This is a genomic window from Streptomyces sp. NPDC002265, assembly GCF_040296125.1.
Lineage (GTDB): Bacteria > Actinomycetota > Actinomycetes > Streptomycetales > Streptomycetaceae > Streptomyces.
Genome location: NZ_JBEOWS010000019.1, coordinates 1 through 22,538, shown reverse-complemented (window position 1 = coordinate 22,538; position 22,538 = coordinate 1). Strand labels below are relative to the sequence as shown.

Here is a 22,538-nt window from a genome sequence, read left to right as displayed (position 1 = left end):
GGGGTGATCCCGGCCCGCGATCCTCACAGCTGGGTCGACTGGCGCTCGGTCAGGCCGTACTTCCGCGCGATCGTGTTCCACAGCTGCGCGGCCTTCTTCTTCTGCGAGCTGGCAGTGCCGCTCGCCGCGTCGCCCGCCCGGGACTCGCCGGTCCTGCGGGCCTGGCCCTTCTTGCAGGACTTCCCGTTCCCCGCGGTCTGGTCCGCCCAGGCCGCGTAATGGGTGTCGGCCGACGCGGACGCCTTCCACGCCTCGGTGAGCGCGCCGGTCAGCCGCTCGTGGTCGGGCAGCTTGTCGACGGACAGCCCGGACAGCCTCGTGACCAGCTCGTTGCGCTGCTTGGCCGCGTCCCGCAGGTCGGCGGCCGCCTGGCCGAGGTTGTCGCAGGATCTGACGCCGGCGACCGCCGCGATCACCGCGGCCCGGCTGTTGCCGCTGTCGGCCAGCAGCTTGTCCAGCTCCACGGCCTGCGCCTTCGCGCCGTCGCCACCGGCCGCGGGAGCCGAGCCCGCGCTCACGGACGCCGAGGCGGAGGCGGTCGAGCCGGCCTCGCCCTTGTCGTCGCCCCCGCCGCCGAGCAGCGAGCCCGCGCCGATGCCGACCACGGCGATGGCGATGCCGATGCCGGCGATCAACGGCACCTTGGAACGGCTGCGGCCACCGCCGCCCTCGCCCGGGTGGGCGGAACCCCAGCCGTCGTCGCGGGCGCCGCGGCGGCCCGCGCCGGGACCGGCCGGCGGGGCGTACGAGGCCTGCCCGGGGTAGCCGTGCGCCGCGGGTCCGGTGTCGTGCTGCGGGATGCGCGGCAGCTGCTGCGTGGACCCCGCCGGAACGTCACCGCCGACGTCGTTGCGGAACAGGTTGTCGAACTCGGCGGGCGGCTGCCGGTCGCCGCCGTCACCCGGCATGCCCCCGCCGTACGGTCCGGCGGACGGGTCCGCGGGCACCGGCGCGATGTACTGCGTCGCCTGGGCGTCGGGGTGGAACCCGGCGGCCGCCGCCTCGGGCGGCAGGGCCCCGGGCCCCACCGGCGGTATGAACTGCGTCGCTCCCTCGTCCACGGCGGGCGTGACGACGGGCGGCAGGAACTGCGTGGCCCCCTCGACCCCGCCGGGCGCCGCCGGGACCGGCGGAATGAACTGGGTGGCGCCCTCGTGGGCGGCGGGCGGCAGCGGCGCGCCGTACGCCGCGTGCTGCGGGCTCTCCGGCGGCATCGGGCCCGCGCCGCCGGAGGCCTGCGGCCAGGACGGCGCGGAGGACGCTGCCTGCGGCCCGCCCCAGGCCGGCTCGGCGGGTGCGGCGGGCGGCCAGTCCGCGGCGGGCGGCTGGGCCGCCCCCGGCTGCTGGCCGGGGCCCCACGCCCCGCCCCAGGCCTGCCCGCCGGCCGGTGCCGCGCCTGCGGTGTCCTGACCGTACGCCTGGCCGTACTGCTGAGCGCTGTCCTGATAGCTCTGGTAGGGCGGGCCGGCGGGCGCCGCCGTCCTGCCGGGGAGCACCGGCTCGCCTCCGTCGGAGGGCAGCACGATGCCTTCGCGCGCTGACCGCGCCGAGGGCTCCTCGCCCTGTCCACTCTGCGTCACCGGGACTCCTACGAATGGGGGACCTTCGGGATCGTCGGCCCACGCTACCGGGTCCCCGGAACCGGGTGCTACGCAGCTCAGGACCTGGCCTGCCTCCTTGTGACCTCAGTAACAGATCCGGGGCGCCGTGCGCTGTTCATGCCGGCTCCCGCGCACCGGCGGGCCGTTTCCCGCAGATTCACGCAGCGGCGCCCCCCGTGTTCACGCGGCCGCCGGCAGCTCCAGCCGCGCCCCGAACTCCCGCACCACCGGCTCGTCACGGTACGGATCCAGCCGCTGCTGGAAGTCCTCCAGATACTCGGCGCCCCGGTTGGAACGCAGCGTCTCCAGCAACTCCACCGCCTTCAGGCCCGTGTTGCAGGCCTCCTCGATCTCGCGCTGCTGCACCTGGGCGGTGGCCAGCAGGACATAGCCGATGGCCCGCCGGCGCGCCCGCGACTCGGGGTGCCCGGCCAGGGACTCCTGCGCACACCGCGCCGCCGCCTCGGCCTGTCCCAGGTCGCGGTGGCAGTGCGCCAACTCGTCGGCCAGATAGGCCTCGTCGAAGTGCGCGATCCACGCCGGGTCGTCGCCCGCGGCCGCGTCCGCCTGTTCCATCGCCGACACCGCGCGCCCCGAGGCGATCTGGGCCGCCCGCGCGTCGCCGAGCAGCGCGTGCCCGCGGGCCTCCGCCGCGCAGAACATGGCCTCCGCCCGCGGGGTCACCCGGCCCCGGGCCCCCTCCTGGGCCGCCCGCGCCAACTGCGCGATCTCCCGCGGGTTTCCGAGCTGCGCGGCGAGATGGCTCATGGACGCGGCGAGCACATAGCCGCCGTACCCGCGGTCGCCCGCCGCCTGCGCCAGCCGCAGCGACTGGATGTAGTAGCGCTGCGCGAGACCCGGCTGCCCGGTGTCCACGGCCATGTAGCCGGCGAGTTCGGTCAGCCGCGCCACCGCGGCGAACAGCTCGCGGCCCACCGCCTCCCGGTAGGAGCCGGCCAGCAGCCCGGAGACCACGCTGTTGAGGTAGTGCACGACGACCGGGCGCACATGCCCGCTGCCGTACTGGTGGTCCAGGTCGACCAGCGCCTGGGTCATGGCCCGTACGGCCGTCACGTCGGACTGACCCACGCGCGGGCCCGCGGCCCGCGCCACCTGCGAGTCCGGCACGGAGATCAGCCAGTCGCGGCTCGGCTCGACCAGCGCGGACGCGGCGACGGAGGACCCGGACAGGAAGTCCCGGCGTCCGACGTCGCTGCGCCACAGCTCGCAGACCTGCTCGATGGCCCCCAGTACCGTCGGCGAGAACTGGAGACCGACACCCGACGCGAGGTTCTTGCCGTTGGCCATGCCGATCTCGTCGATCGTGACCGTACGGCCCAGCTTGCGGCCGAGCGCCTCGGCGATGATCGCCGGGGCCCGCCCCCGCGGCTGCTGCCCACGCAGCCAACGGGCCACGGACGTCTTGTCGTAGCGCAGGTCGAGGCCGTGTTCGGCGCCGCACATGTTGACCCGGCGGGCCAGCCCGGCGTTCGAGCAACCCGCTTCCTGGATGAGCGCCTGCAACCGTTCGTTCGGCTGCCGGGCGACGAGAGGCCTTGCGGCCATGGCTGAACCCCCTGTGGCTGCGGTGCCTGCCCACGCACCGAGTTGACGTGTCTTCGCTGGCCGGACCCGGTCGGTTCCGCCGAGTCGATCCGGCCTCGAAGATCAATGCCCAACGGACATAGCGAAAATGCCAGACATGCGAGGATTGCCGGGGTAAAAGTGGAGCCGACCCCACTCGTGGCTACCCACTTCCGCCGTGGATCCTCCCGCGCGCCCCCGCACGTGCACCCATGCGCCCCGGACACGAAAGCAGTGCTCCTCCCCCGCGCGCGCCGGGACCGTAACCCCGGGTGGGTCGGGGAGTTGAGTGGGCGTGGAAGAGACGATCCCGGCCGCCGAAGCCGCCCAGATGCCGCAGCAGCGCGGGGAATCACTGCTGGAGACCGCCGTTCGCTACGCCGAGGAACGCCACTGGGACGTGGTCCCCGGCACCTGGCTGGAAGCCGTCGCGGGAGTGGAGCGCTGCTCCTGCGGCCGGACCGGGTGCGGCGCGCCGGGCGCGCATCCCGCGCGCGAGGACTGGGCGACGCAGGCGACCGGCAGCGCGACCGTGGTGCGCCGGATGTGGCAGTGGCAGCCGACGGCGTCGATCCTGCTGCCGACGGGCCGTACGTTCGACGCGATCTCGGTGCCGGAGACGGCCGGCTTCCTGGCGCTGGCCCGGATGGAGCGGATGCGGCTCCCGCTCGGTCCCGTGACGTCGGCGCCCGACCGGCGGATGTACTTCTTCGTGCTGCCCGGGGCGTGCGCGAAGGTGCCCGAGCTGGTGCGCCGGCTGGGGTGGTCCCCGGCCTCGCTGGACCTGGTCGCGCTCGGCGAGGGGGCGTACGTGGCCGGGCCGCCCACCCGGTTCGGTTCGCGGGGGGCCGTGCAGTGGGCGTGCCGGCCCACCCCGGCCAACCGGTGGCTGCCGGACGCGGAGGAGCTGATCTCCCCGCTGGCCTACGCGTGCGGCCGGGACCGGTAGGGCGAGCGCCGTACCGCTCCGCCGACGCGCTCCGTCCGGTCGTAGGGTGAATCCATGACGCAGGGAGCAGGGGTGGGCGCAGCCGCCGTACGCGTGCAGGGGCTCTGGAAGCGGTTCGGGCAGCAGGTCGCGGTCGCCGGGATCGACCTGGAACTGCCCGCGGGCAGGTTCATCGGGCTGGTGGGGCCGAACGGGGCCGGGAAGACCACCACCCTGTCCATGGTGACCGGCCTGCTCCGGCCCGACCAGGGCCGCGTCGAGGTGGTCGGGCACGACGTGTGGCGGGACCCGGTCGCGGTGAAGGCCCGGATCGGCGTGCTGCCGGAGGGACTCAGGCTCTTCGACCGGCTCTCGGGACGTGAACTGCTCGGCTACTCCGGCCGGTTGCGCGGACTGCCCGGCGCCGAGGTCGACAAGCGCGCCGCCCAGCTCCTCGACGTCCTCGACCTGGCCGGCGCGCAGCACAAGCTGGTCGTCGACTACTCGACCGGCATGCGCAAGAAGATCGGGCTGGCGACCGCGCTGCTGCACAACCCCGAAGTCCTCTTCCTCGACGAGCCGTTCGAGGGCGTCGACCCGGTGTCCGCGCAGACCATCCGGGGCGTCCTGGAGCGGTACACGGCCTCGGGCGCCACGGTCGTGTTCTCCTCCCATGTGATGGAGCTGGTCGAGTCGCTGTGCGACTGGGTCGCCGTGCTGGCCGCGGGCCGCATCCGCGCCCAGGGCACCCTCGACGAGGTGCGCGGCGAGGCGCCCACGCTCCAGCAGGCGTTCCTCGAACTCGTCGGCGCCAACAGCCGCGACACCGGCTCCGAACTCGACTGGCTGGGCGGCGGATCCCGATGACGCATCCTGCCGACCCCCGTCCCGCCGGCCCCGCGGACCTCCGTCCCGTGCCGGTTCCCGCCGGTCCCGGCGCACCCCGTCCCGCCGGCCTCACGGCGACCGTCGTCCGGCTGAAGCTGTCCCTGCTGCGCAACGGTCTGCGGCAGTCCGGCGGGCGGCGGGCGGCCTTCGTCGTCTCCGCCGTCGCCGCGCTGCTCTTCGCCGCGCTGCAACTGCTCGGGCTGATCGCGCTGCGCGGCCACGCGCACGCCGCGTCCCTGGTCGGGCTGCTGACGGCGGTGCTGGCGCTGGGCTGGGCGGTGATGCCGCTGTTCTTCCCCAGCGGCGACGAGACCCTGGACCCGACCCGGCTGGTGATGCTGCCGCTGCGGCCCCGGCCGCTGGTACGGGCGCTGCTGGCGGCCTCCCTGGTCGGCGTCGGCCCGCTGGTCACCCTCATGCTGCTGGCCGGCAGCGCGGTCTGTGTGGCGCACGGGACGGCGGCGGGGGTCGTCGCGGCCGTGGCCGTCGCCCTGGCCCTGCTGGTCTGCGTGGCCCTCGCACGGGCCGTCGCGATCGCCAACATCCGGCTGCTGACCAGCCGCCGGGGACGCGACCTCGCGGTGCTGAGCGGCCTGGTCATCGCGATCGGCGCGCAGGTGGTCAACTTCGGCGCGCAGCGGCTGGGCGTGTCGGGTCTGGCACCGCTCGACCCGGTGTACGCGGTGGTGCGCTGGGTGCCGCCCGCGTCGGCGGTAGGGGCGGTGGACTCGGTGAGCCGGGGGGCGTACGGCACCGCGGCCGCCCAGCTCGCGCTGACCGTGGGCGCGCTGGTGCTGCTGGTGGCGGCGTGGGCGCGCAGTCTGACCCGGCTGATGACCGCCCCCGACGGCTCGACGGTGCAGCGGACCGAGTCCGAGGGCCGCGAGCGCGGTACGTCGTGGGGTCCGGCCCGGCTGCTCCCGGCCGGCCGCACCGGCACCGTCATGGAGCGCAGCCTGCGCTACATCTGGCGCGACCCCAAGACCAAGGCGGCCTGGGTGACGTCGCTGGCCATCGGCCTGATCGTGCCGGTGTTCAACGCGTTGCAGGGCACCGGCTCGATCTACTTCGCCTGCTTCGCCGCGGGGATGCTCGGCATCCAGATGTACAACCAGTTCGGCCAGGACACCTCCGCGTTCTGGATGGTCGCGCTGACCATCTCCACCCCGCGTGACGCGTACGCCGAGCTGCGGGCCCGGGCGCTGGCGCTGCTGCTGATCACCCTCCCGTACGCCACCCTCGTGACCGTGCTGACGACCGCGGTGCTCGGCGACTGGCGGCGGCTGCCGGAGGTGCTGGGGCTGTCCCTGGCGCTGCTGGGGGCGATGCTGGCGACCGGCGCCTGGACCTCGGCCCGCTTCCCGTACTCCATCCCGCAGGAGGGCTACAAGAACGTGGCGCCGGGGCAGAGCGGTCTCGCCCTGATCTCGATCCTCGGCGGCATGGTCGCCGCCGCGCTGCTGTGCGCCCCGGTCCTCGCGCTGGCGATCTGGCTGAACGTCAGCGCGGGCGGCGACGCGTGGACCTGGCTGCTGCTGCCGGTGGGCGCGGGGTACGGGACGGCGCTCACCGCGCTCGGGCTGCGCCTGGCGGCCCCGCGCACCGCCGCACGGCTGCCGGAGATCCTGGCGGCGGTCAGCAAGGGCTAAAGGCGGGCGGCCCGCGCCGGCGACGGCCGCCCGCGGGCCGGCCGACGGCTCGGGGCTGTCAGGAGGTGAGTACGCCGTCCAGGAACGGCTCGATCGCCGCCCGCCACGCCTCCGGCTGGTCGTAGTGGACGAGGTGACCGGCGTCGGCCACCTCCGCGTACTGCCCGCGGGGCAGCACCCGGACCATCTCCTGCGCCTCGGCGCGGCCCAGCTCGCCGTCCTGGCCGCGGACGACCAGGGCGGGGCAGCGGACCTGGGCGAGTTCCTCCCAGTGCGCGTCGTACACCCAGGTCTCGCGGGACCTCAGCATCTGCCCGGGCTCGAAGACGGGACGCCAGCCGTCGGAGGACTCGTGCATGACCTCGGCGTAGAACTCGCCGCGGGCCTGGTTGGGGCGCTCCACCCAGGGGTCGTCCTCGCCGAACCACTTGCGTACGTCGGCGAGGGTGGCGAAGGGGACGGGCCAGGACTGGAACCAGTCGGCCCACTCGCGCTGCGAGGCCGCGCCGAGCGCGGAGGCCCGCATGTCGCAGATGATCAGACCGTGCACCAGGTCGGGGCGCCTGGCGGCGAGCTGCCAGGCGGTCAGCGCGCCCATGGCGTGACCGACGAGGACCACATGGGTGAGGCCCACCTGCTCCAGCGCGGCCTCGGCGTCCTCGACGTACGCCTCACGGGTGAAGGACGCCTGCGGGGACTTGCCGCTCTGCCCGTGGCCGCGCTGGTCGAGGGCGACGGCCCGGTGCCGTTCGGAGAGCCAGCGGGCGGTGGACGCCCAGTGGGAGGCCCGGCCCATCAGACCGTGCAGTAACAGGACACCGGGAGCGGCCCGGCTCTCCTGCGGCAGCCCCGGCCCGTACCGGTCCCGGCCGTGGGCTTCCTGACCGGGTGGTCCGGCCTGCTCCGGCAGGAGTACGGCCGGGTCGCGCTTGGGCGGATCGCCGAACTCCCAGGCGGCCAGGCGCACGCCGCCCGCCCCGGTCACGTCGATGCGTCGCGCCATTGGTCCTGGCACCCCCCTAGCTCCGCTCGGACCGCTCGCGCCGGCCGGTCCTGTGAACCGCTTGCTGCCTGCCGTCGTTGCCGTGGTACCGCTTTCCCTCATCCACATCTACGGACTCTACGCAGACTCATGGGCAAATTATCGAAAACGTATTCGAAATACGCCTTCTCCGCGGGTAACACCCCTCGTTCGAGTGACCACTCTCAAGGAATGATCGCCGCCTCCGAGGGGAGATCTTCAGCGGGAGGCGGACCGCTCGGGGAAAACGGTCCGAGGGGAACGACCTTGAGAGCTCGGGGCTCCAGGTCGGAACAGGGGAGGACAGGCCCCGGCGCCTTCGGGCGCCGGGGCCACCCTGGTCTGTGCGGCACATCCTCCCCGCCCCCTCAGCCCGTATGCCTCATGCGACAGCAAGCCTGGCACGCGAAGCGTCGGGCCGCTGCGATTCGGCACACTCAGCGCTTGGCGACGAACACGTGCGAGGCGACCTCCGCCACCAGCTCGGCGGCCTCGCCGCCGCTGCCCACCAGCACACCGCCGGGGGACTCGGTCACGCTCACCACCGAGCCGGGCTGCACGCCGGCCCGGCGCAGCGTGTACATCAGCTGCGCGTCCGTCTGGATCGGCTCGCCGATCCGGCGCACCACGACCGTCTTGCCCTCCAGGCCCGGGTCCAGCTCGGACAGGGACACCATGCCCTCGTCCAGGAAAGGGTCGGCGCCGTCCTTCTCGCCGAGCTCCTCCAGACCGGGGATCGGGTTGCCGTAGGGCGACTCGGTCGGGTGGCGCAGCAGCTCCAGCACGCGCCGCTCCACGGCCTCGCTCATCACGTGCTCCCAGCGACACGCCTCGGCGTGCACCTGCTCCCACTCCAGACCGATCACGTCCACCAGGAGGCATTCCGCGAGCCGGTGCTTGCGCATCACCCGGGTGGCCAGCCTGCGGCCCTCGTCCGTCAGCTCCAGGTGCCGGTCGCTGGCCACGGACACCAGTCCGTCGCGCTCCATCCGGGCCACCGTCTGGCTGACGGTCGGCCCGCTCTGGTCGAGCCGTTCGGCGATCCGGGCGCGCATCGGGACCACGCCTTCCTCCTCCAGCTCGAGGATGGTGCGGAGATACATCTCCGTGGTGTCGATCAGTCCGGACATACCTGCCCCTAAATGAGATCTGCCGCCGGAAGCACGGCCGGCTCCGCGGCGCGTGCGCTGGCCCTGGGCTCAATTCTGACGCATAGCACTGACAACCGTGCCGCGCCGGCGAAACGGGACGGTTACGCGGGAGTGCGCCGGGCTCGCCCACGGCGGACGCCGATCGTCCGGGGCGCACGGCGGCCCGCGAGCCACCCGGGAGGCGCGGACACCCGGGAGGCACGGACAGCGGGGGCACCCGGTCGACACGACCGCGCGTCGCCGTATTGACAGGGCACTGGTCCAGACCGCACGGTGATCCGCGGCACAGACGCCGCCAGACGCTGTGAAGGGGCATCGCATGGGCGACAGCACACCGGCCGGCCAGTTCTTCGACGCCGCGATCACCCTGCTGCAACGGGTCCGCGACGAGGAGGCCGGGGCCATCGAGGCGGCCGGCACGCTCCTCGCCGACGCGGTGGCCGGCGGCGGCCGTCTCTTCGCCTTCGGCGCCGGACACTCCTCGCTCGCCGCCCAGGACCTCGTCTACCGGGCCGGTGGCCTGGCCCTGATGAACCTGCTCCCCGTGCCGGGCATGGTCGGCGTCGACGTCAGGCCGGCCACGCTCGGCTCCGCCCTGGAGCGCGTCGACGGGCTGGCCGAAGTCGTCCTGGACTCCTCCCCGCTGCGCGCGGGCGACGTCCTCGTGATCATCTCCCTCTCGGGCCGCAACACCCTCCCCGTGGAGATGGCCGTGGGCGCCCGCGCCCGCGGGGTGAAGGTCATCGGCGTGACCTCGGTGGCGTACGCCGCGCAGACGTCGTCCCGGCACTCCTCGGGGACGTACCTCAAGGACCACTGCGACCTCGTCCTCGACTCGAAGATCGCGGTCGGCGACGCCGAGCTCAGCCTGGACACCATCCCGGCCCCCTTCGCCCCGGCCTCCACCGTCGTCACCACGGCGCTGCTCCAGGCGGTCATGGCCACCACGGCCTGCACCCTCGCCGAGCGGGGCGTCGAGCCGCCGCTGCTGCGCTCCGGCAACGTCGACGGGGGCCACGACTGGAACCGCCGGATCATGCAGGAGTACCGGGACCGGATCTTCTACCAGCACTGACGGCGCGGCCGGACCTGCCCCGGACGCTCCGCGGCGCGCACTACTCGGTCCGCAGCAGTCCCGCGAGGTCGAGGGCGCCCGCGATCCGTACCGCGACGTCCTCCGCGTACGCCGTGTCGGAGCGCTCGAAGGCGCTGCGGCCGCCGGTGCGCAGGAACGTCACCACGCCCAGCGTCCGCCCCCGGCTGCGCAGCACCGCGCACAGCGCGTGCACCGTGTCGGACGGCCACTGCCGGGCCAGCGCCCACTCCCGCGCCTCCTCGCCCGGCCCGGTCCCGGCGGCGGAGCGGACCGACCCGGTCCGTTCCACGCACTGCAACGCCGGATGCCCCGGGCCGTAGCACACGGGCAGCCCGGCCTGCCCGGTGAGCAGCGCGGGACCCGGGGTGCCCGCGGGCGTCTGGGCGATCCGCACCAGCCGTACCGGACCGTCGGCCGGCTCCGTGACCCGGTCGAGCAGGGCCTGGTCGGCGAACCCGGCGAGCGCGAAGTCGAGATGGACGGTGACCGCCTCGGCCGGGTCGTCGCACTCGGCGGCCGCGCGGGCCGCCCGGTGCAGCTGGTTGCCGCGGAAGCGCAGCAGCGCCGCCTCCTGCTCGCCCTGCCGGGACTCGGTGACGTCCTGGAACAGCCAGCCGACGCCGAGCGGGACCGGCTCCTCCGCGAGCGGCGAGGCCAGCCGCAGGAAGCCGCTGCGCCAGCAGCGCCGGCGCTCGCCCTCGGGCGTGCGCACGGCCACCCAGATCTCGGCCGGCGCGGGCGGCGCGCCCTGGGCCAGGACGTGGGTGAGCGCGCTCTCCAGTTCCTCGACACCCTGGGCGAGCAGTTCGCCGAGCGGCCGTCCCAGCGCCGCCGTGCGCCCGATGCCCAGCGCGCGGGCCGCGTGCGCGTTCACGACGGCGGGACGCAGATCGGCGTCGACCAGGACGACACCCCAGCTCGCGTTCTCGAACAGGGCCTCGCTCAGCGCGATGGACCGCTCCAGGTCGATCTGCGCGTGCACCTCGCTGAAGGCGCAGTACAGGCCCGCGGGCCCGCCGTCGGGGCCGTGCACGACGGCCGACTGGGTCCGTACGAGCACCCGGCCGCCGTCCTTGGTCAGCAGCGCGAACTCGTGCACCTGGCGGCCGGTGGCCCGCATGGCGGCCATCAGCCGGGCCTGGACCTCCTCGGCGTCCGCGGGGCGCACGGCCCAGCCGGCGAACCCGTGCCGTCCCACGGCCTCGGCCGCCGTCCAGCCCAGGATCCGCTCGGCCTCCCGGTTCCAGTGGGTGACGACGCCGTCCGCGTCGAAGGCGCACAGGGCCGCGTCCATGCCGTCCAGCAGCGCGGCGAGCAGATCCGAGCCGTCCGAGGCCTCCCGCCCGGGCTCTGTGGGCTCGTCCGGCCCCAGCTCGTCGGTGGTCCCACTACGCCGGGAAGCACTCACCTGGACCCCCTGCCGGCTGCGTCACTTTCCATCATTCAACTCGAACGTGATGCAGCACACATCGAGTTCCCACAAGATTGAAGGAATCGTTGTACGCCGGGGTCTATCCGGCACAGGACTCGCGGCGCAACGTCAGCCACAGATCGCTCTCCCCGTCCAGCACATACCGCTCGACCTCGACGAACCCGCGCGCCTCGGCGAACCGGACGCCGTCCTCGTTGGCCGCCAGGACGACGGCCTCGACCGTCCGGGCCCCCAGCGTCCGCGCGTGGGCCAGCCCGTGCTCGTACAGCGCCGTGCCGAAGCCCCGCCGCCGGAACCCGGGCAGCACCCGGGCGATGACGGTGGCGACCGCGTCCGCGCCCTCGGGCGGCCGTACGGTCGAGCAGCCGACCAGTGTGTCGCCGAGATAGGCGTTCGCCAGGCGGTAGCGGCCGACGCGCTCCAGCGCCTCGGCCGGGGACATCGCCGCGGGCGGTACGACCACGTTGTGGACGTGCCGCCACTGCTCCGTCATCGCCTCGCCCGCCACGGGCGCTATCCGAAGCTCCGCCCGGTCCGCCGGGGCCGCCGCGTCCGTCCGGTCCGCCTGATCCATCCGGTCCACCTGGTTCACCTGATCCGCCTGATCCGTCATGGCAGCAGGGAATCGCGGACCCGCCCGCCGGTCAACGGGATTGCCCGCACGCGACGGCGGGGCCGGCTAGGTCGGCGAGGTCGGCACAAAAAAGGTTGAAGGTCCGCCGCGACCTTCTTAGGGTGGGGCTTACACCGAAGGGAGGTGATCGGGTACATGAGTGAAACCCGGACGCGTGAGGTGGCTGCGGGCTAGCGGCCCGTCACCACACCGAGTGCGGTGCCGGACCAGCGCGTGACAGAAGCGTGCGGCCGGCCCAATCCCAAGCAGTCACCCGACCCGCGAGTCGCCGGTAACGTCCGGCCGGCCCCTCTTCCGGAGGGCCAGACTCGCGGGTCGTCTGCGTTCCAGGGCGGTCCGCGACGGATCCGGGACGGCGGCCCGAGCCGCCCCGGCGGCCTCAGTGGCCGATGTCCTCGTAGCCCTCGATCTCGCGCGGGTCGCGGGAGCCCGGACCGATGTAGCGGGCGGAGGGACGCACCAGGCGCCCGGTGCGCTTCTGCTCCAGGATGTGCGCCGACCAGCCGGCCGTACGGGCACAGGTGAACATCGACGTGAACATGTGGGCCGGGACCTCGGCGAAGTCGAGCATGATGGCCGCCCAGAACTCCACGTTGGTCGCGAGGACCCGGTCCGGGCGGCGGTTGTGCAGCTCCTCCAGGGCCGCCTTCTCCAGGGCCTCGGCGATCTCGAAGCGCGGGGCGCCGAGCTCGCGGGCCGTGCGGCGCAGCACCCGCGCCCGGGGGTCCTCGGCGCGGTAGACGCGGTGGCCGAAGCCCATGAGGCGCTCGCCGCGGTCGAGGGCCTGCTTGACGTACGCCTCGGCGTCGCCCGTGCGCTCGATCTCCTCGATCATGCCGAGCACCCGGGAGGGGGCGCCGCCGTGCAGCGGGCCGGACATGGCTCCCACCGCGCCGGACAGGGCGGCGGCCACGTCCGCGCCGGTGGAGGCGATGACCCGGGCGGTGAAGGTGGACGCGTTCATGCCGTGCTCGGCCGCCGACGTCCAGTAGGCGTCGACCGCCGCCACGTGCTTGGGGTCGGGCTCGCCGCGCCAGCGGATCATGAACCGCTCGACGACGGACCGCGCCTTGTCGATCTCGCGCTGCGGGACCATGGGGCGGCCCTGGCCGCGGGCCGACTGGGCGACGTAGGACAGCGCCATGACGGCGGCGCGGGCGAGGTCGTCGCGGGCCTGCTCGGCATCGATGTCCAGGAGCGGTTTCAGGCCCCAGACGGGGGCGAGCATGGCGAGCGCGGACTGGACGTCCACCCGGATGTCACCCGAGTGCACCGGGATCGGGAACGGCTCGGCGGGCGGCAGGCCCGGGTTGAAGGCGCCGTCGACGAGGAGGCCCCAGACATTGCCGAACGAGACGTGGCCGACCAGATCCTCGATGTCGACGCCCCGGTACCGCAGCGCGCCGCCCTCCTTGTCCGGTTCGGCGATCTCCGTCTCGAACGCTACGACTCCTTCGAGTCCGGGTACGAAGTCGGACATCAGGCGGCTCCTCATGATGTGTGCGACGGATGATGTTGTGGGCCGAGAACCGGGACCGGCGACCGGGCGGAACGGTGGAGTCGGCGTACGCCCCACGGATCCACGGTCGTCCGCGACGGCTCGCGGTCCTGGGCGCCCACCCTGGTGATGCCCCGTGCGGTCGGCGGTCATCCAACCAGGACGCCATCAGCACCATATCCCTGAGTGTCACCTTTGGGGAGTACTTGCGGCACTGAGTGCCACCCCGATGATGCGGGACGGCACCCGGCGGCGGGCATGCATACGGCAAGATGACCGCGTGAACGCCGCCCACGACGCCGCCGCCCCGGATCCCGCCTCGATGCGCAAGCAGTACCGGGAGGAGGGTCTCGCCGAGTCCGATCTGGCCGCCACGCCCGTGCAGCAGTTCGCACGCTGGTTCAAGCAGGCCGCCGCGGAGGCACACCTGTTCGAGCCGAACGCCATGATCGTCTCGACGGTGGACGAGGAGGGCCGGCCCAGCTCCCGTACGGTGCTGCTGAAGCAGTTCGACGAGCACGGCTTCGTCTTCTACACCAACTACGACTCCCGCAAGGGCCGCGACCTGGCCGGGAACCCGAACATCTCGCTGCTGTTCCCCTGGCACCCGATGGAGCGCCAGGTCATCGTGCAGGGCGTGGCACGGCGTACCGGCCGGGACGAGACGGCCGCCTACTTCCGCACCCGGCCGCACGGTTCCCAGCTGGGCGCCTGGGCCAGCACCCAGTCGAGCGTCGTCCCCTCCCGCGCCGGGCTCGACGCCTCGTACGCCGAGCTGGAGGACCGCTATCCGCAGGGCGAGCAGGTCCCGGTCCCGCCGCACTGGGGCGGTTTCCGGGTGACCCCGCGGACGGTGGAGTTCTGGCAGGGCCGGGAGAACCGGCTGCACGACCGGTTGCGGTACGTGGCGCAGGCGGACGGCGGCTGGCGCACGGAGCGGCTCAGCCCCTGAGCCGGCCGGGTCCCGGGGCCCGGTCCCGCAGGCTCTCGGTCCCGCAGGTCTCCGGTCCCGCAGGTCTCCGGTCCCGCAGGTCTCCGGTCCCCCGGACAGCAGTACCTCGTGCGTCAGTCCCCGGACGTCAGTCCCGCAGCGCCGTGTCGAGGACGGCCGCCCACTGCGCCACGACCCGCTCGCGGCGCTGGCGGTCGTCGGTGAGCAGATTGGCCAGACCCAGGCCGCGGGCCATGTCCAGCAGGCCCTGGACCGTCTCGCGGACCCCGGGCCTGGACTCGTCCGCGCCCAGCAGGTCGACGGCTATCCGATGGGTCTCACGGCCGACCCGGGCCTCCAGCTCGATCACCCGCGGGCTCAGCTGCTCCTCGTTCGAGGCGGCCACCCACAGATGCAGCGCCGCCCGGAACAGCGGGCCGGTGTAGAGGTCGACGAGGGCCGTCACCACCTCGCGCCGGTCCTGGGCGGCGCCCTCGGGGAACAGGGCGCGCAGCGCGCCGGAGCGTTCCTCCGCGACGTACTCGACGGCCGCCGTGAACAGGTCCTCGCGGGTCGGGAAGTGGTGCTGGGCGGCGCCCCGGGAGACCCCGGCGCGCTCGGCGACGACCAGCACCGTGGAGCCCGCCCAGCCGTGCTCGGCGAGGCAGGCGACCGCGGCCTCCAGCAGCCGCTGCCGGGTGGCCCGGCTGCGGTCCTGCTTGGGGGCGCGGTCGCGGTCGGCCGTGGTCACAGCACCCATGCGGGATCCCGTCGTTCGAGGAAGGCCGTCATCCCCTCCCTGGCCTGCGCGGAGGAGAACAGCCGGGCCGAGAGCGCGGTGAGGTCGGCCGCGTCCTGGTCGAATGCCTCCAGCACCCTAGCCGTGAGCAGCGCTTTCGTCTCGGCCAGTGCCCCCGGGGCGGCCTTGCGCAGACCCTCCAGGACGGGTTCGAGTACGTCGTCCACGTCGTCGCCCGCCACGGTCAGCAGCCCGGTCCTGACCGCCTCGGCGGCGTCGAAGCGCTCGCCGGTGAGGTAGTAGCGGGCGACGGCGCGCGGGTCGGCGCGGGGCAGCAGGGTGAGCGAGATGACGGCCGGGGCCACCCCGATCCGCACCTCCGTGAGCGCGAAGGTGGCGTCGTGGGAGGCGGCCGCGATGTCGCAGGCGCCGAGCAGGCCGAGGCCGCCCGCCCGTACGTGCCCGGTGACCCGGGCCACGACCGGTTTGGGCAGCTCGACGATCCCCCGCAACAGGGCGACCAGCGCGTCCGGGTGCGGCGGGTCGCGCAGGTCGGCGCCGGCGCAGAAGGTGTTGCCGGTGTGGGTGAGGACGACCGCGCGCACCTCGTCGTCCCCGGCGCAGTCGGCCAGCGCGTCGGCGAGTTCCCCGACGAGCGCCGCGGAGAGCGCGTTGCGGGTGTCCGTCGCGTCGAGGCTGAGCGTCTGCACGCCCCGCTCGCGGGTCCGTCCGACCAGGGTCATGCGCGCTCCTTCAGTTCCCGGCGCAGGGTCTTTCCGGAGGCGGCCCGCGGCACCACGTCGATGAAGGTGACCTGCCGGACGCGTTTGTAGGGGGCGACGCGCTCGGCGACGTACATCATGACCTCCCCCTCGGTGAGGCCCGTGGCGGCCTGCTGGGCGACCACGAAGGCGTGCGGTATCTCGTTGCCGTCGTCGTTGCGGACGCCGACGACGGCGGCGTCCGCGATACCGGGGTGGGTGAGCAGGATGGCCTCCAGCTCGGCGGGGGCCACCTGGAAGCCCTTGTACTTGATGAGCTCCTTGACCCGGTCGACGACGAACAGCCAGCCGTCGTCGTCGACATGGCCGACGTCCCCGGTGTGCAGCCAGCCGTCGGCGTCGATCATCTCGGCGGTGGCGTCGGGGCGGCCCAGGTAGCCCTTCATGACCTGGGGGCCGCGGATCAGGATCTCGCCGGGCTCGCCGACGTCGAGGTCCGTGCCGGGGTCGTCGAGGGAGACGATCCGCATCTCGGTGCCGGCGATGAGCCGGCCGACGGTCCCGGGCGGCGCGTCGGCCATGGCGTCCAGCGGGACGACATGGGTGCCGGGCGACAGCTCCGTCATCCCGTACGCCTGGCCGACCGGCGGCAGGCCCAGCCGCCGGGAGCAGGCCGCGGCGAGCTCGGCGTCCAGCGGGGCGGCGGCGCTGACGATGTACTTCAGCGACGACAGGTCGTACTCGGCGACGGCCGGGTGCTTGGCGAGGGCGAGGACGATCGGCGGGGCCACGTACAGGCCGGTGATGCGGTGGTTCTGGATCGCCGCGAGGAAGGAGTCCAGTTCGAAGCGCTGGAGGACGACGACGGTGGCGCCCTTGCGCAGCGGCGCGTTCATCAGGGCCGTCAGGCCGTAGATGTGGAAGAAGGGCAGCACGGCGAGGATGCGTTCGCCGGGGCCGGTGTCGACCGCGGGCTCCAGCTGCGCCAGGTTGGTGGCGATCTGCCGGTGGGTGAGCATCACGCCCTTGGGGACGCCCGTGGTCCCGGAGGAGTACGGCAGGGCCGCGACGTCCTCGGCCGGGTCGAGGACCACCTCGGGTTCCGGCGCCTCGGAGGCGAGCATGTCGATCAGCGAGCGGTGCCCCGGCGCACTGTCGCAGACGAAGATCTCCTGCACGCCGCCGGCCAGCTCGGCGGCCTCGCGCGCGCTCGCCAGCAGCGGCGACACGGTGACGATCCAGCGGGCCGCCGAGTCGCGCAGCTGCTTGGCGAACTCCTGCGCCGTGGCCAGCGGGTGCACGGTGGTGACGGAGGCCCCCGCGCGTGTGGCGCCGTAGAACGCGATCGGGAAGGCGACCGTGTTGGGGCTGTGCAGGGCGAGCACGTCGCCCTTGCGCACCCCCGCCTCGGCCAGCGCGGCCGCGACCCGCCGGTGGAACCGGTCGACCTGTTCGTACGTGAGGGTGGTGCCGTCGGTGCCGTCCACCAGGGCGGGGGTGTCCCCGAACTCGGCGGCCCGGCTCAGTACCGCCTCGTGGATGGGAAGTTCGATGGCAGGGACGTCTGCGTACGCGCTGCGGAACACGGTTCCTCCTCGCACAACGGTGTGCTGGATCAGTACGACTTGGGCAGACCCAGGGTCTGGTGGGAGATGTAGTTGAGAATCATTTCCCGGCTCACCGGAGCAATACGGGCCACACGCGAGGCTGTTATCAATGTGGCGAGACCGAATTCTCGGGTGAGGCCGTTGCCGCCGAGGGTGTGCACCGCCTGGTCGACCGCCTTCACACAGGCCTCCCCGGCCGCGTACTTGGCCATGTTGGCGGCCTCGCCCGCGCCGATGTCGTCCCCCGCGTCGTACAGCGCGGCGGCCTTCTGCATCATCAGCCGGGCGAGTTCGAGGTCGATGTGCGCCTGTGCGAGGGGGTGCGCGATGGCCTGGTGGGCGCCGATCGGGACCTTGAAGACGGTCCGCTCACGCGCGTACTCGATCGCCCGGGTCAGGGCGAAGCGCCCCATGCCGATGGCGAAAGCGGCCGTCATGATCCGCTCCGGGTTGAGCCCGGCGAAGAGCTGGAGCAGACCCGCGTCCTCGTCGCCGACGAGTGCCTCGGCGGGCAGCCGCACCTCGTCCAGGACCAGTTCGAACTGCTTCTCCGCGCCGTGCAGTTCCATGTCGATCTTCTGCCGGGAGAAGCCCTCGGCGTCCCGCGGGACGATGAACAGACAGGGCTTGAGGCTGCCGGTACGGGCGTCCTCGGTACGGCCGACGATCAGGGTGGCGTCGGCGATGTCGACGCCGGAGACGAAGACCTTGCGGCCGCTGAGCAGCCAGTCCCCGCTGTCGCCGTCCCGGCGGGCGGTGGTGGTGATCCGGTGCGAGTTGGAACCGGCGTCGGGCTCGGTGATGCCGAAGGCCATCGTGCGGGAGCCGTCGGCGAGGGCGGGCAGCCACTCCCGCTTCTGCGCCTCGGTGCCGAAGCGGGCGATGACCGTGCCGCAGATGGCGGGCGAGACGATCATCATCAGCAGCGGGGCGCCGGCCGCGCCGAGTTCTTCGAGGACGATGGACAGCTCGGCGATGCCGCCACCGCCCCCGCCGTACGCCTCCGGCAGGTTGACGCCCAGGTAGCCGAGCTTGGCGGCCTCCTGCCAGAGCTCGGCCGGGTAGCCGCCGTCCGCGACGACCCGGGCGAGGTAGTCGCGGCCGTAGCGCCTGCCGAAGGCGGCCACCGCGGCGCGGAGGTCCTGGTGCTCCTCGGGCTCGATGAGGGTGCTCATGGTGCTCCTTCGAGTGCGGGTTCGTCGGGACCGGGCGCGCCGGGTCCGCACGGGGGGTGCGGACCCGCGTCCCGTCAGGCCTGCTGCACCACGGCCAGCAGCGTGCCGACCTGCACCTGCTGGCCCACGGTCACGGGGAGCGAGGTGAGGGTCCCGTCGGCGGGTGCCGTGATGTGGTGCTGCATCTTCATCGCCTCCAGCCAGAGGATCGGCTGGCCGGCGGCGACGGCCGTGCCGGGCTCCAGCCCCTCGGCGATCCGCACCACCGTGCCCGGCATGGGGGCGACGAGGGAGCCGGGGGCCTGCTGGGCGGCCGGGTCGGGGAAGCGGGGCAGGGCGGTCAGCGCGGTGGCGTTGACGTGGACCCGGTCGCCGTACCGCGCGACCTCGAACTTCCGTTGCACACCGTCCACTTCGAGTACGACGAGAGCGGCGTCGGCGTGCACCACCCGCACCCCTTCGGCGGTCAGGCCGTCACGGGTGTGCCGATAGTGGACCTCGTGCTCCTCGCCGGCCATGGCGTAGCGCCTGGTCTGGGGCTGGGACGGCAGGTTGCGCCAGCCGCCGAAGCGGGAGCGGCCGTGGGCGTCGGCCAGGGCGGCGGCGAGCGGGGCGTGCGGGTCGGCCGTACCGCCGTCGGTGAGGGCGGCGAGGTGCCGGTCGTAGAAGCCGGTGTCCATGCGGCCGGCGGTGAACTCCTCGTGCCGCAGGGAGCGTACGAGGAGGTCCCGGTTGGTGGCGGGGCCGTGCACCGCCGTCCGCTCCAGGGCGCCGGCCAGCCGGCGGAGGGCCTCGGCGCGGGTGGGGGCGTGGGCGACCACCTTGGCGAGCATCGGGTCGTAGTGGACGCCGATCTCGTCGCCGTCGGTGTAGCCGGTGTCCAGGCGGACGCCTTCGGGGACGGCGAGGCGGTGCAGGGTGCCGGTCTGCGGGGCCCACTCGCGGGCCGGGTCCTCGGCGTACAGGCGGGCCTCGACGGCGTGGCCGTCCGGGCGGGGCAGGGTGCCCGCCAGGGCGTGGCCCTCGGCGATCCTGATCTGCTCGGCGACCAGGTCGATGCCGAACACGGCCTCGGTGACGGGATGTTCGACCTGGAGGCGGGTGTTCATCTCCAGGAAGTGCGCCCGGCCGTCGGCGACCAGGAACTCGACCGTGCCCGCGCCCACGTAGTCGACGGCACGGGCGGCGCGTACGGCCAGCGTGTGCAGTTCGCGCTCCAGCTCCTCGGGCAGGCCGGGCGCCGGCGCCTCCTCGATCACCTTCTGGTGGCGGCGCTGGAGGGAGCAGTCGCGGGTGCCGAGCGTCCACACCGTGCCGTGGGTGTCGGCGAGGACCTGCACCTCGACATGGCGCCCGTTCTCGACGTAGGGCTCGACGAACACCTCGCCGTCGCCGAAGGCACTCGCGGCCTCGGCGCGCGCGCCCTCCAGCGCGCCGTCGAGGTCGGCGAGCCGGCGCACGATCCGCATCCCGCGCCCGCCGCCGCCCGCCGCGGCCTTCACCAGCACGGGCAGGTCGGCCTCGGTGACCTCGCCCAGCGGTGCCAGGCCCATCAGTTCCTTGGCGCGGGTCTTGGACGCCATGGCCTCGATCGCCTGCGGCGGCGGACCGATCCAGACCAGGCCCGCGTCCAGGACGGCGCGTGCGAAGTCGGCGTTCTCGGACAGGAAGCCGTAGCCGGGGTGCACGGCGTCCGCGCCGGCGGCGACGGCCGCCTTCACGATCAGGTCGCCGCGCAGATACGTCTCCGCGGGGGTCGACCCGGGCAGCCGTACCGCGGTGTCGGCCGTACGGGTGTGCAGGGCGTGCGCGTCGGCGTCCGAGTGCACGGCGACCGTCCGGATGCCCGCCTCGCGGCAGGTACGGAAGACACGGCAGGCGATCTCGCCGCGGTTGGCGACGAGGACGGAAGAAATCACGGGTACGGACCTCACATCCGGAAGACGCCGAAGCCGCCGCGCGCGCCCTCGAAGGACGCGGTGTGGACGGCCGACAGGCACAGGCCGAGGACGGTGCGGGTGTCGCGCGGGTCGATGACGCCGTCGTCGTACAGCCGCCCGGACAGGAACATCGGCAGCGACTCGGACTCGATCTGCTGCTCGACCATGGCGCGCAGCCCGGCGTCCGCCTCGTCGTCGTACGGCAGCCCCTTCGCGGCGGCCGACTGGCGGGCGACGATCGACAGCACGCCGGCCAGCTGCTGCGGGCCCATCACCGCCGACTTGGCGCTGGGCCAGGCGAACAGGAAGCGCGGGTCGTAGGCCCGTCCGCACATGCCGTAGTGCCCGGCGCCGTAGGAGGCGCCCATCAGGACGGACAGGTGCGGCACCTTCGAGTTGCTGACCGCGTTGATCATCATCGCGCCGTGCTTGATGATGCCGCCCTGCTCGTACTCCCGGCCGACCATGTAGCCGGTGGTGTTGTGCAGGAACAGCAGCGGGATGTCGCGCTGGTTGGCGAGCTGGATGAACTGGGCGGCCTTCTGGGACTCGGCGCTGAACAACACCCCCTGAGCGTTGGCGAGGATCCCGACGGGATAGCCGTGCAGGGTGGCCCAGCCGGTGGTCAGGCTCGTCCCGTACAGCGGCTTGAACTCGTCGAAGTCGGAGCCGTCGACGATCCGGGCGACGACCTCGCGCGGGTCGAAGGGGGTCTTCAGGTCGCCGGGGACGATCCCGAGGAGCTCCTCCGGGTCGTACTTGGGCGGCTCGGCCGGACCCGGATCGGGGTAGGCCTTGCGGTGGTTGAGGCGGGCCACGACCCGCCGTGCCTGGCGCAGCGCGTCCTGCTCGTCGACCGCGAAGTAGTCCGCGAGCCCCGACACCCGGGCGTGCATCTCGGCGCCGCCGAGCGACTCGTCGTCGCTCTCCTCGCCGGTGGCCATCTTCACCAGCGGCGGCCCGCCGAGGAAGACCTTCGCCCGCTCCTTGACCATGATCACGTGGTCGGACATGCCGGGGACGTAGGCGCCGCCTGCGGTCGAGTTGCCGAAGACCACGGCGACGGTGGGGATCCCGGCGGCGGACAGCCGGGTCAGGTCCCGGAAGATCGCGCCGCCCGGGATGAAGATCTCCTTCTGGGAGGGCAGGTCGGCGCCGCCGGACTCCACCAGGCTGATGCAGGGCAGCCGGTTGGCGAGCGCGATGTCGTTGGCGCGCAGCGCCTTCTTCAGGCTCCACGGGTTGGAGGCGCCGCCGCGCACGGTGGGGTCGTTGGCGGTGATCAGGCACTCCACGCCCTCGACCACCCCGATGCCGGTGACGAGCGAGGCGCCGACCGCGTACTCGCTGCCCCAGGCGGCCAGCGGCGACAGTTCCAGGAACGGGGTGTCGGGGTCGAGCAGCAGCTCGATGCGCTCGCGGGCCAGCAGCTTGCCGCGCCCGCGGTGCCGGTCGACGTACTTGGGACCGCCGCCCGCCAGCGCCTTGGCGTGCTCGGCGTCCAGGTCGGCGAGCTTGGCGAGCATGGCCTCGCGGTTCGCCCGGTGGTCCGGGCCGTTGACGTCCAGGGCGGACGGCAGGACCGTCACAGCAGCACCTCCGGTATGTCCAGGTGACGGGAGCGCAGCCACTCTCCGAGGGCCTTGGCCTGCGGGTCGAAGCGGTGCTGGGCGGCGACGCCCTCGCCGAGGATCCCCTCGACGACGAAGTTCAGGGCGCGCAGGCCGGGCAGGACCTGACGGACCACGCGCAGACCGGCGGTCTCCGGCAGCAGCTCGCGCAGCCGTTCGACGGTGAGGGTGTGGGCCAGCCATCGCCAGGCCTCGTCCGTCCGCGCCCAGACCCCGATGTTGGCGTTGCCGCCCTTGTCGCCGCTGCGGGCACCGGCGACCAGGCCGAGCGGGGCCCGCCGGGTCGCCGCGCCGGGCGGCAGCGGCTCGGG

The 22,538-nt window shown here is 73.5% G+C and carries 19 protein-coding genes; 5 read left to right on the top strand and 14 right to left on the bottom strand.

Annotated elements, in window-relative coordinates; all coding sequences use genetic code 11:
• Positions 1 to 23 precede the first annotated feature (23 nt).
• Together ABT085_RS05790 and ABT085_RS05785 are read right to left on the bottom strand one after the other, a co-directional pair.
• The gene (locus tag ABT085_RS05790; protein WP_351602531.1) at positions 24 to 1,580 is read right to left on the bottom strand and encodes a hypothetical protein; all 1,557 of its coding nucleotides are present in this window, start codon (positions 1,578 to 1,580) and stop codon (positions 24 to 26) included.
• 201 nt (positions 1,581 to 1,781) lie between these two features.
• The gene (locus ABT085_RS05785; protein WP_351602529.1) at positions 1,782 to 3,167 is read right to left on the bottom strand and encodes an NsdA family TPR-like regulatory protein; all 1,386 of its coding nucleotides are present in this window, start codon (positions 3,165 to 3,167) and stop codon (positions 1,782 to 1,784) included.
• A gap of 313 nt (positions 3,168 to 3,480) precedes the next feature.
• Here ABT085_RS05785 and ABT085_RS05780 point away from each other — a divergent pair, with 313 nt between their 5' ends.
• From ABT085_RS05780 to ABT085_RS05770, 3 genes are read left to right on the top strand one after another with little or no spacing between them, the layout of a single operon-like run.
• The gene (locus ABT085_RS05780; RefSeq protein ID WP_351602527.1) at positions 3,481 to 4,134 is read left to right on the top strand and encodes a bifunctional DNA primase/polymerase; all 654 of its coding nucleotides are present in this window, start codon (positions 3,481 to 3,483) and stop codon (positions 4,132 to 4,134) included.
• 54 nt (positions 4,135 to 4,188) lie between these two features.
• On the top strand, positions 4,189 to 4,980 hold the full coding sequence (locus ABT085_RS05775) for an ABC transporter ATP-binding protein (RefSeq protein ID WP_351602525.1): 792 nt from the start codon (positions 4,189 to 4,191) through the stop codon (positions 4,978 to 4,980).
• Positions 4,977 to 6,650, top strand: coding sequence for a transporter (locus ABT085_RS05770; protein ID WP_502982647.1), 1,674 nt, complete (start codon positions 4,977 to 4,979; stop codon positions 6,648 to 6,650). The genes ABT085_RS05775 and ABT085_RS05770 overlap by 4 nt, the downstream gene beginning before the upstream one ends.
• 58 nt (positions 6,651 to 6,708) lie before the next feature.
• On the opposite strand, the gene ABT085_RS05765 is transcribed toward ABT085_RS05770, so the two are convergent.
• Positions 6,709 to 7,653 (bottom strand): alpha/beta fold hydrolase, encoded by a 945-nt coding sequence (locus tag ABT085_RS05765; protein WP_351602521.1) that lies wholly within the window; start codon positions 7,651 to 7,653, stop codon positions 6,709 to 6,711.
• A 455-nt stretch (positions 7,654 to 8,108) separates the two neighbouring features.
• A complete protein-coding gene (locus ABT085_RS05760; RefSeq protein ID WP_351602519.1) occupies positions 8,109 to 8,801 on the bottom strand; it encodes an iron-dependent transcriptional repressor DtxR in 693 nt (230 codons plus the stop codon).
• Positions 8,802 to 9,141: 340 nt separating this feature from the next.
• Here ABT085_RS05760 and ABT085_RS05755 point away from each other — a divergent pair, with 340 nt between their 5' ends.
• Positions 9,142 to 9,897, top strand: coding sequence for an SIS domain-containing protein (locus ABT085_RS05755; protein ID WP_351602517.1), 756 nt, complete (start codon positions 9,142 to 9,144; stop codon positions 9,895 to 9,897).
• A gap of 40 nt (positions 9,898 to 9,937) precedes the next feature.
• On the opposite strand, the gene ABT085_RS05750 is transcribed toward ABT085_RS05755, so the two are convergent.
• The 3 genes from ABT085_RS05750 to ABT085_RS05740 form a co-directional block, all read right to left on the bottom strand.
• Complete coding sequence (locus ABT085_RS05750; RefSeq protein ID WP_351602516.1) at positions 9,938 to 11,326, bottom strand: PAS domain-containing protein; 1,389 nt, start codon at positions 11,324 to 11,326, stop codon at positions 9,938 to 9,940.
• 103 nt (positions 11,327 to 11,429) lie between these two features.
• The gene (locus ABT085_RS05745) at positions 11,430 to 11,963 is read right to left on the bottom strand and encodes a GNAT family N-acetyltransferase (RefSeq protein ID WP_351602514.1); all 534 of its coding nucleotides are present in this window, start codon (positions 11,961 to 11,963) and stop codon (positions 11,430 to 11,432) included.
• 400 nt (positions 11,964 to 12,363) lie between these two features.
• Positions 12,364 to 13,464 (bottom strand): citrate synthase 2, encoded by a 1,101-nt coding sequence (locus tag ABT085_RS05740; protein WP_351602512.1) that lies wholly within the window; start codon positions 13,462 to 13,464, stop codon positions 12,364 to 12,366.
• 340 nt (positions 13,465 to 13,804) lie between these two features.
• On the opposite strand from ABT085_RS05740, the gene pdxH reads away from it, so the two are divergent.
• Positions 13,805 to 14,434, top strand: coding sequence for a pyridoxamine 5'-phosphate oxidase (pdxH, locus tag ABT085_RS05735; RefSeq protein WP_351602586.1), 630 nt, complete (start codon positions 13,805 to 13,807; stop codon positions 14,432 to 14,434).
• A 127-nt stretch (positions 14,435 to 14,561) separates the two neighbouring features.
• Here pdxH and ABT085_RS05730 read toward each other — a convergent pair whose 3' ends face one another.
• The 7 genes from ABT085_RS05730 to ABT085_RS05700 all read right to left on the bottom strand — a co-directional run.
• Positions 14,562 to 15,173: a TetR/AcrR family transcriptional regulator gene (locus ABT085_RS05730; RefSeq protein WP_351602510.1), complete on the bottom strand. Its 612-nt coding sequence runs from the start codon at positions 15,171 to 15,173 to the stop codon at positions 14,562 to 14,564.
• Positions 15,161 to 15,895 carry an enoyl-CoA hydratase family protein gene (locus ABT085_RS05725; RefSeq protein ID WP_351602508.1) on the bottom strand — a complete coding sequence of 245 codons (735 nt, stop codon included), beginning with the start codon at positions 15,893 to 15,895 and terminating at the stop codon, positions 15,161 to 15,163. Before ABT085_RS05725 ends, ABT085_RS05730 begins: the two co-directional genes overlap by 13 nt.
• Complete coding sequence (locus ABT085_RS05720) at positions 15,892 to 17,460, bottom strand: 4-coumarate--CoA ligase family protein (protein WP_351602506.1); 1,569 nt, start codon at positions 17,458 to 17,460, stop codon at positions 15,892 to 15,894. The genes ABT085_RS05725 and ABT085_RS05720 overlap by 4 nt, the downstream gene beginning before the upstream one ends.
• A gap of 29 nt (positions 17,461 to 17,489) precedes the next feature.
• Complete coding sequence (locus ABT085_RS05715; protein ID WP_351602504.1) at positions 17,490 to 18,656, bottom strand: acyl-CoA dehydrogenase family protein; 1,167 nt, start codon at positions 18,654 to 18,656, stop codon at positions 17,490 to 17,492.
• A gap of 74 nt (positions 18,657 to 18,730) precedes the next feature.
• Positions 18,731 to 20,575: an acetyl/propionyl/methylcrotonyl-CoA carboxylase subunit alpha gene (locus ABT085_RS05710; RefSeq protein ID WP_351602502.1), complete on the bottom strand. Its 1,845-nt coding sequence runs from the start codon at positions 20,573 to 20,575 to the stop codon at positions 18,731 to 18,733.
• Positions 20,576 to 20,586: 11 nt separating this feature from the next.
• Positions 20,587 to 22,185, bottom strand: a complete 1,599-nt coding sequence (locus tag ABT085_RS05705; protein ID WP_351602499.1) for an acyl-CoA carboxylase subunit beta — start codon at positions 22,183 to 22,185, stop codon at positions 20,587 to 20,589.
• The coding region (locus tag ABT085_RS05700) for an AtuA-related protein (protein ID WP_502982646.1) at positions 22,182 to 22,538 on the bottom strand (357 nt) is incomplete at its 5' end. The genes ABT085_RS05700 and ABT085_RS05705, both read right to left, overlap by 4 nt.

Coding starts and splice junctions, on each gene's coding strand:
- ABT085_RS05785 (WP_351602529.1), bottom strand. CDS start 3,167: ATGGCCGCAAGGCCTCTCGTCGCCCGGCAGCCGAACGAACGGTTGCAG.
- ABT085_RS05775 (WP_351602525.1), top strand. CDS start 4,189: ATGACGCAGGGAGCAGGGGTGGGCGCAGCCGCCGTACGCGTGCAGGGG.
- ABT085_RS05770 (WP_502982647.1), top strand. CDS start 4,977: ATGACGCATCCTGCCGACCCCCGTCCCGCCGGCCCCGCGGACCTCCGT.
- ABT085_RS05765 (WP_351602521.1), bottom strand. CDS start 7,653: ATGGCGCGACGCATCGACGTGACCGGGGCGGGCGGCGTGCGCCTGGCC.
- ABT085_RS05760 (WP_351602519.1), bottom strand. CDS start 8,801: ATGTCCGGACTGATCGACACCACGGAGATGTATCTCCGCACCATCCTC.
- ABT085_RS05755 (WP_351602517.1), top strand. CDS start 9,142: ATGGGCGACAGCACACCGGCCGGCCAGTTCTTCGACGCCGCGATCACC.
- ABT085_RS05745 (WP_351602514.1), bottom strand. CDS start 11,963: ATGACGGATCAGGCGGATCAGGTGAACCAGGTGGACCGGATGGATCAG.
- ABT085_RS05740 (WP_351602512.1), bottom strand. CDS start 13,464: ATGTCCGACTTCGTACCCGGACTCGAAGGAGTCGTAGCGTTCGAGACG.
- pdxH (WP_351602586.1), top strand. CDS start 13,805: ATGCGCAAGCAGTACCGGGAGGAGGGTCTCGCCGAGTCCGATCTGGCC.
- ABT085_RS05730 (WP_351602510.1), bottom strand. CDS start 15,173: ATGGGTGCTGTGACCACGGCCGACCGCGACCGCGCCCCCAAGCAGGAC.
- ABT085_RS05725 (WP_351602508.1), bottom strand. CDS start 15,895: ATGACCCTGGTCGGACGGACCCGCGAGCGGGGCGTGCAGACGCTCAGC.
- ABT085_RS05715 (WP_351602504.1), bottom strand. CDS start 18,656: ATGAGCACCCTCATCGAGCCCGAGGAGCACCAGGACCTCCGCGCCGCG.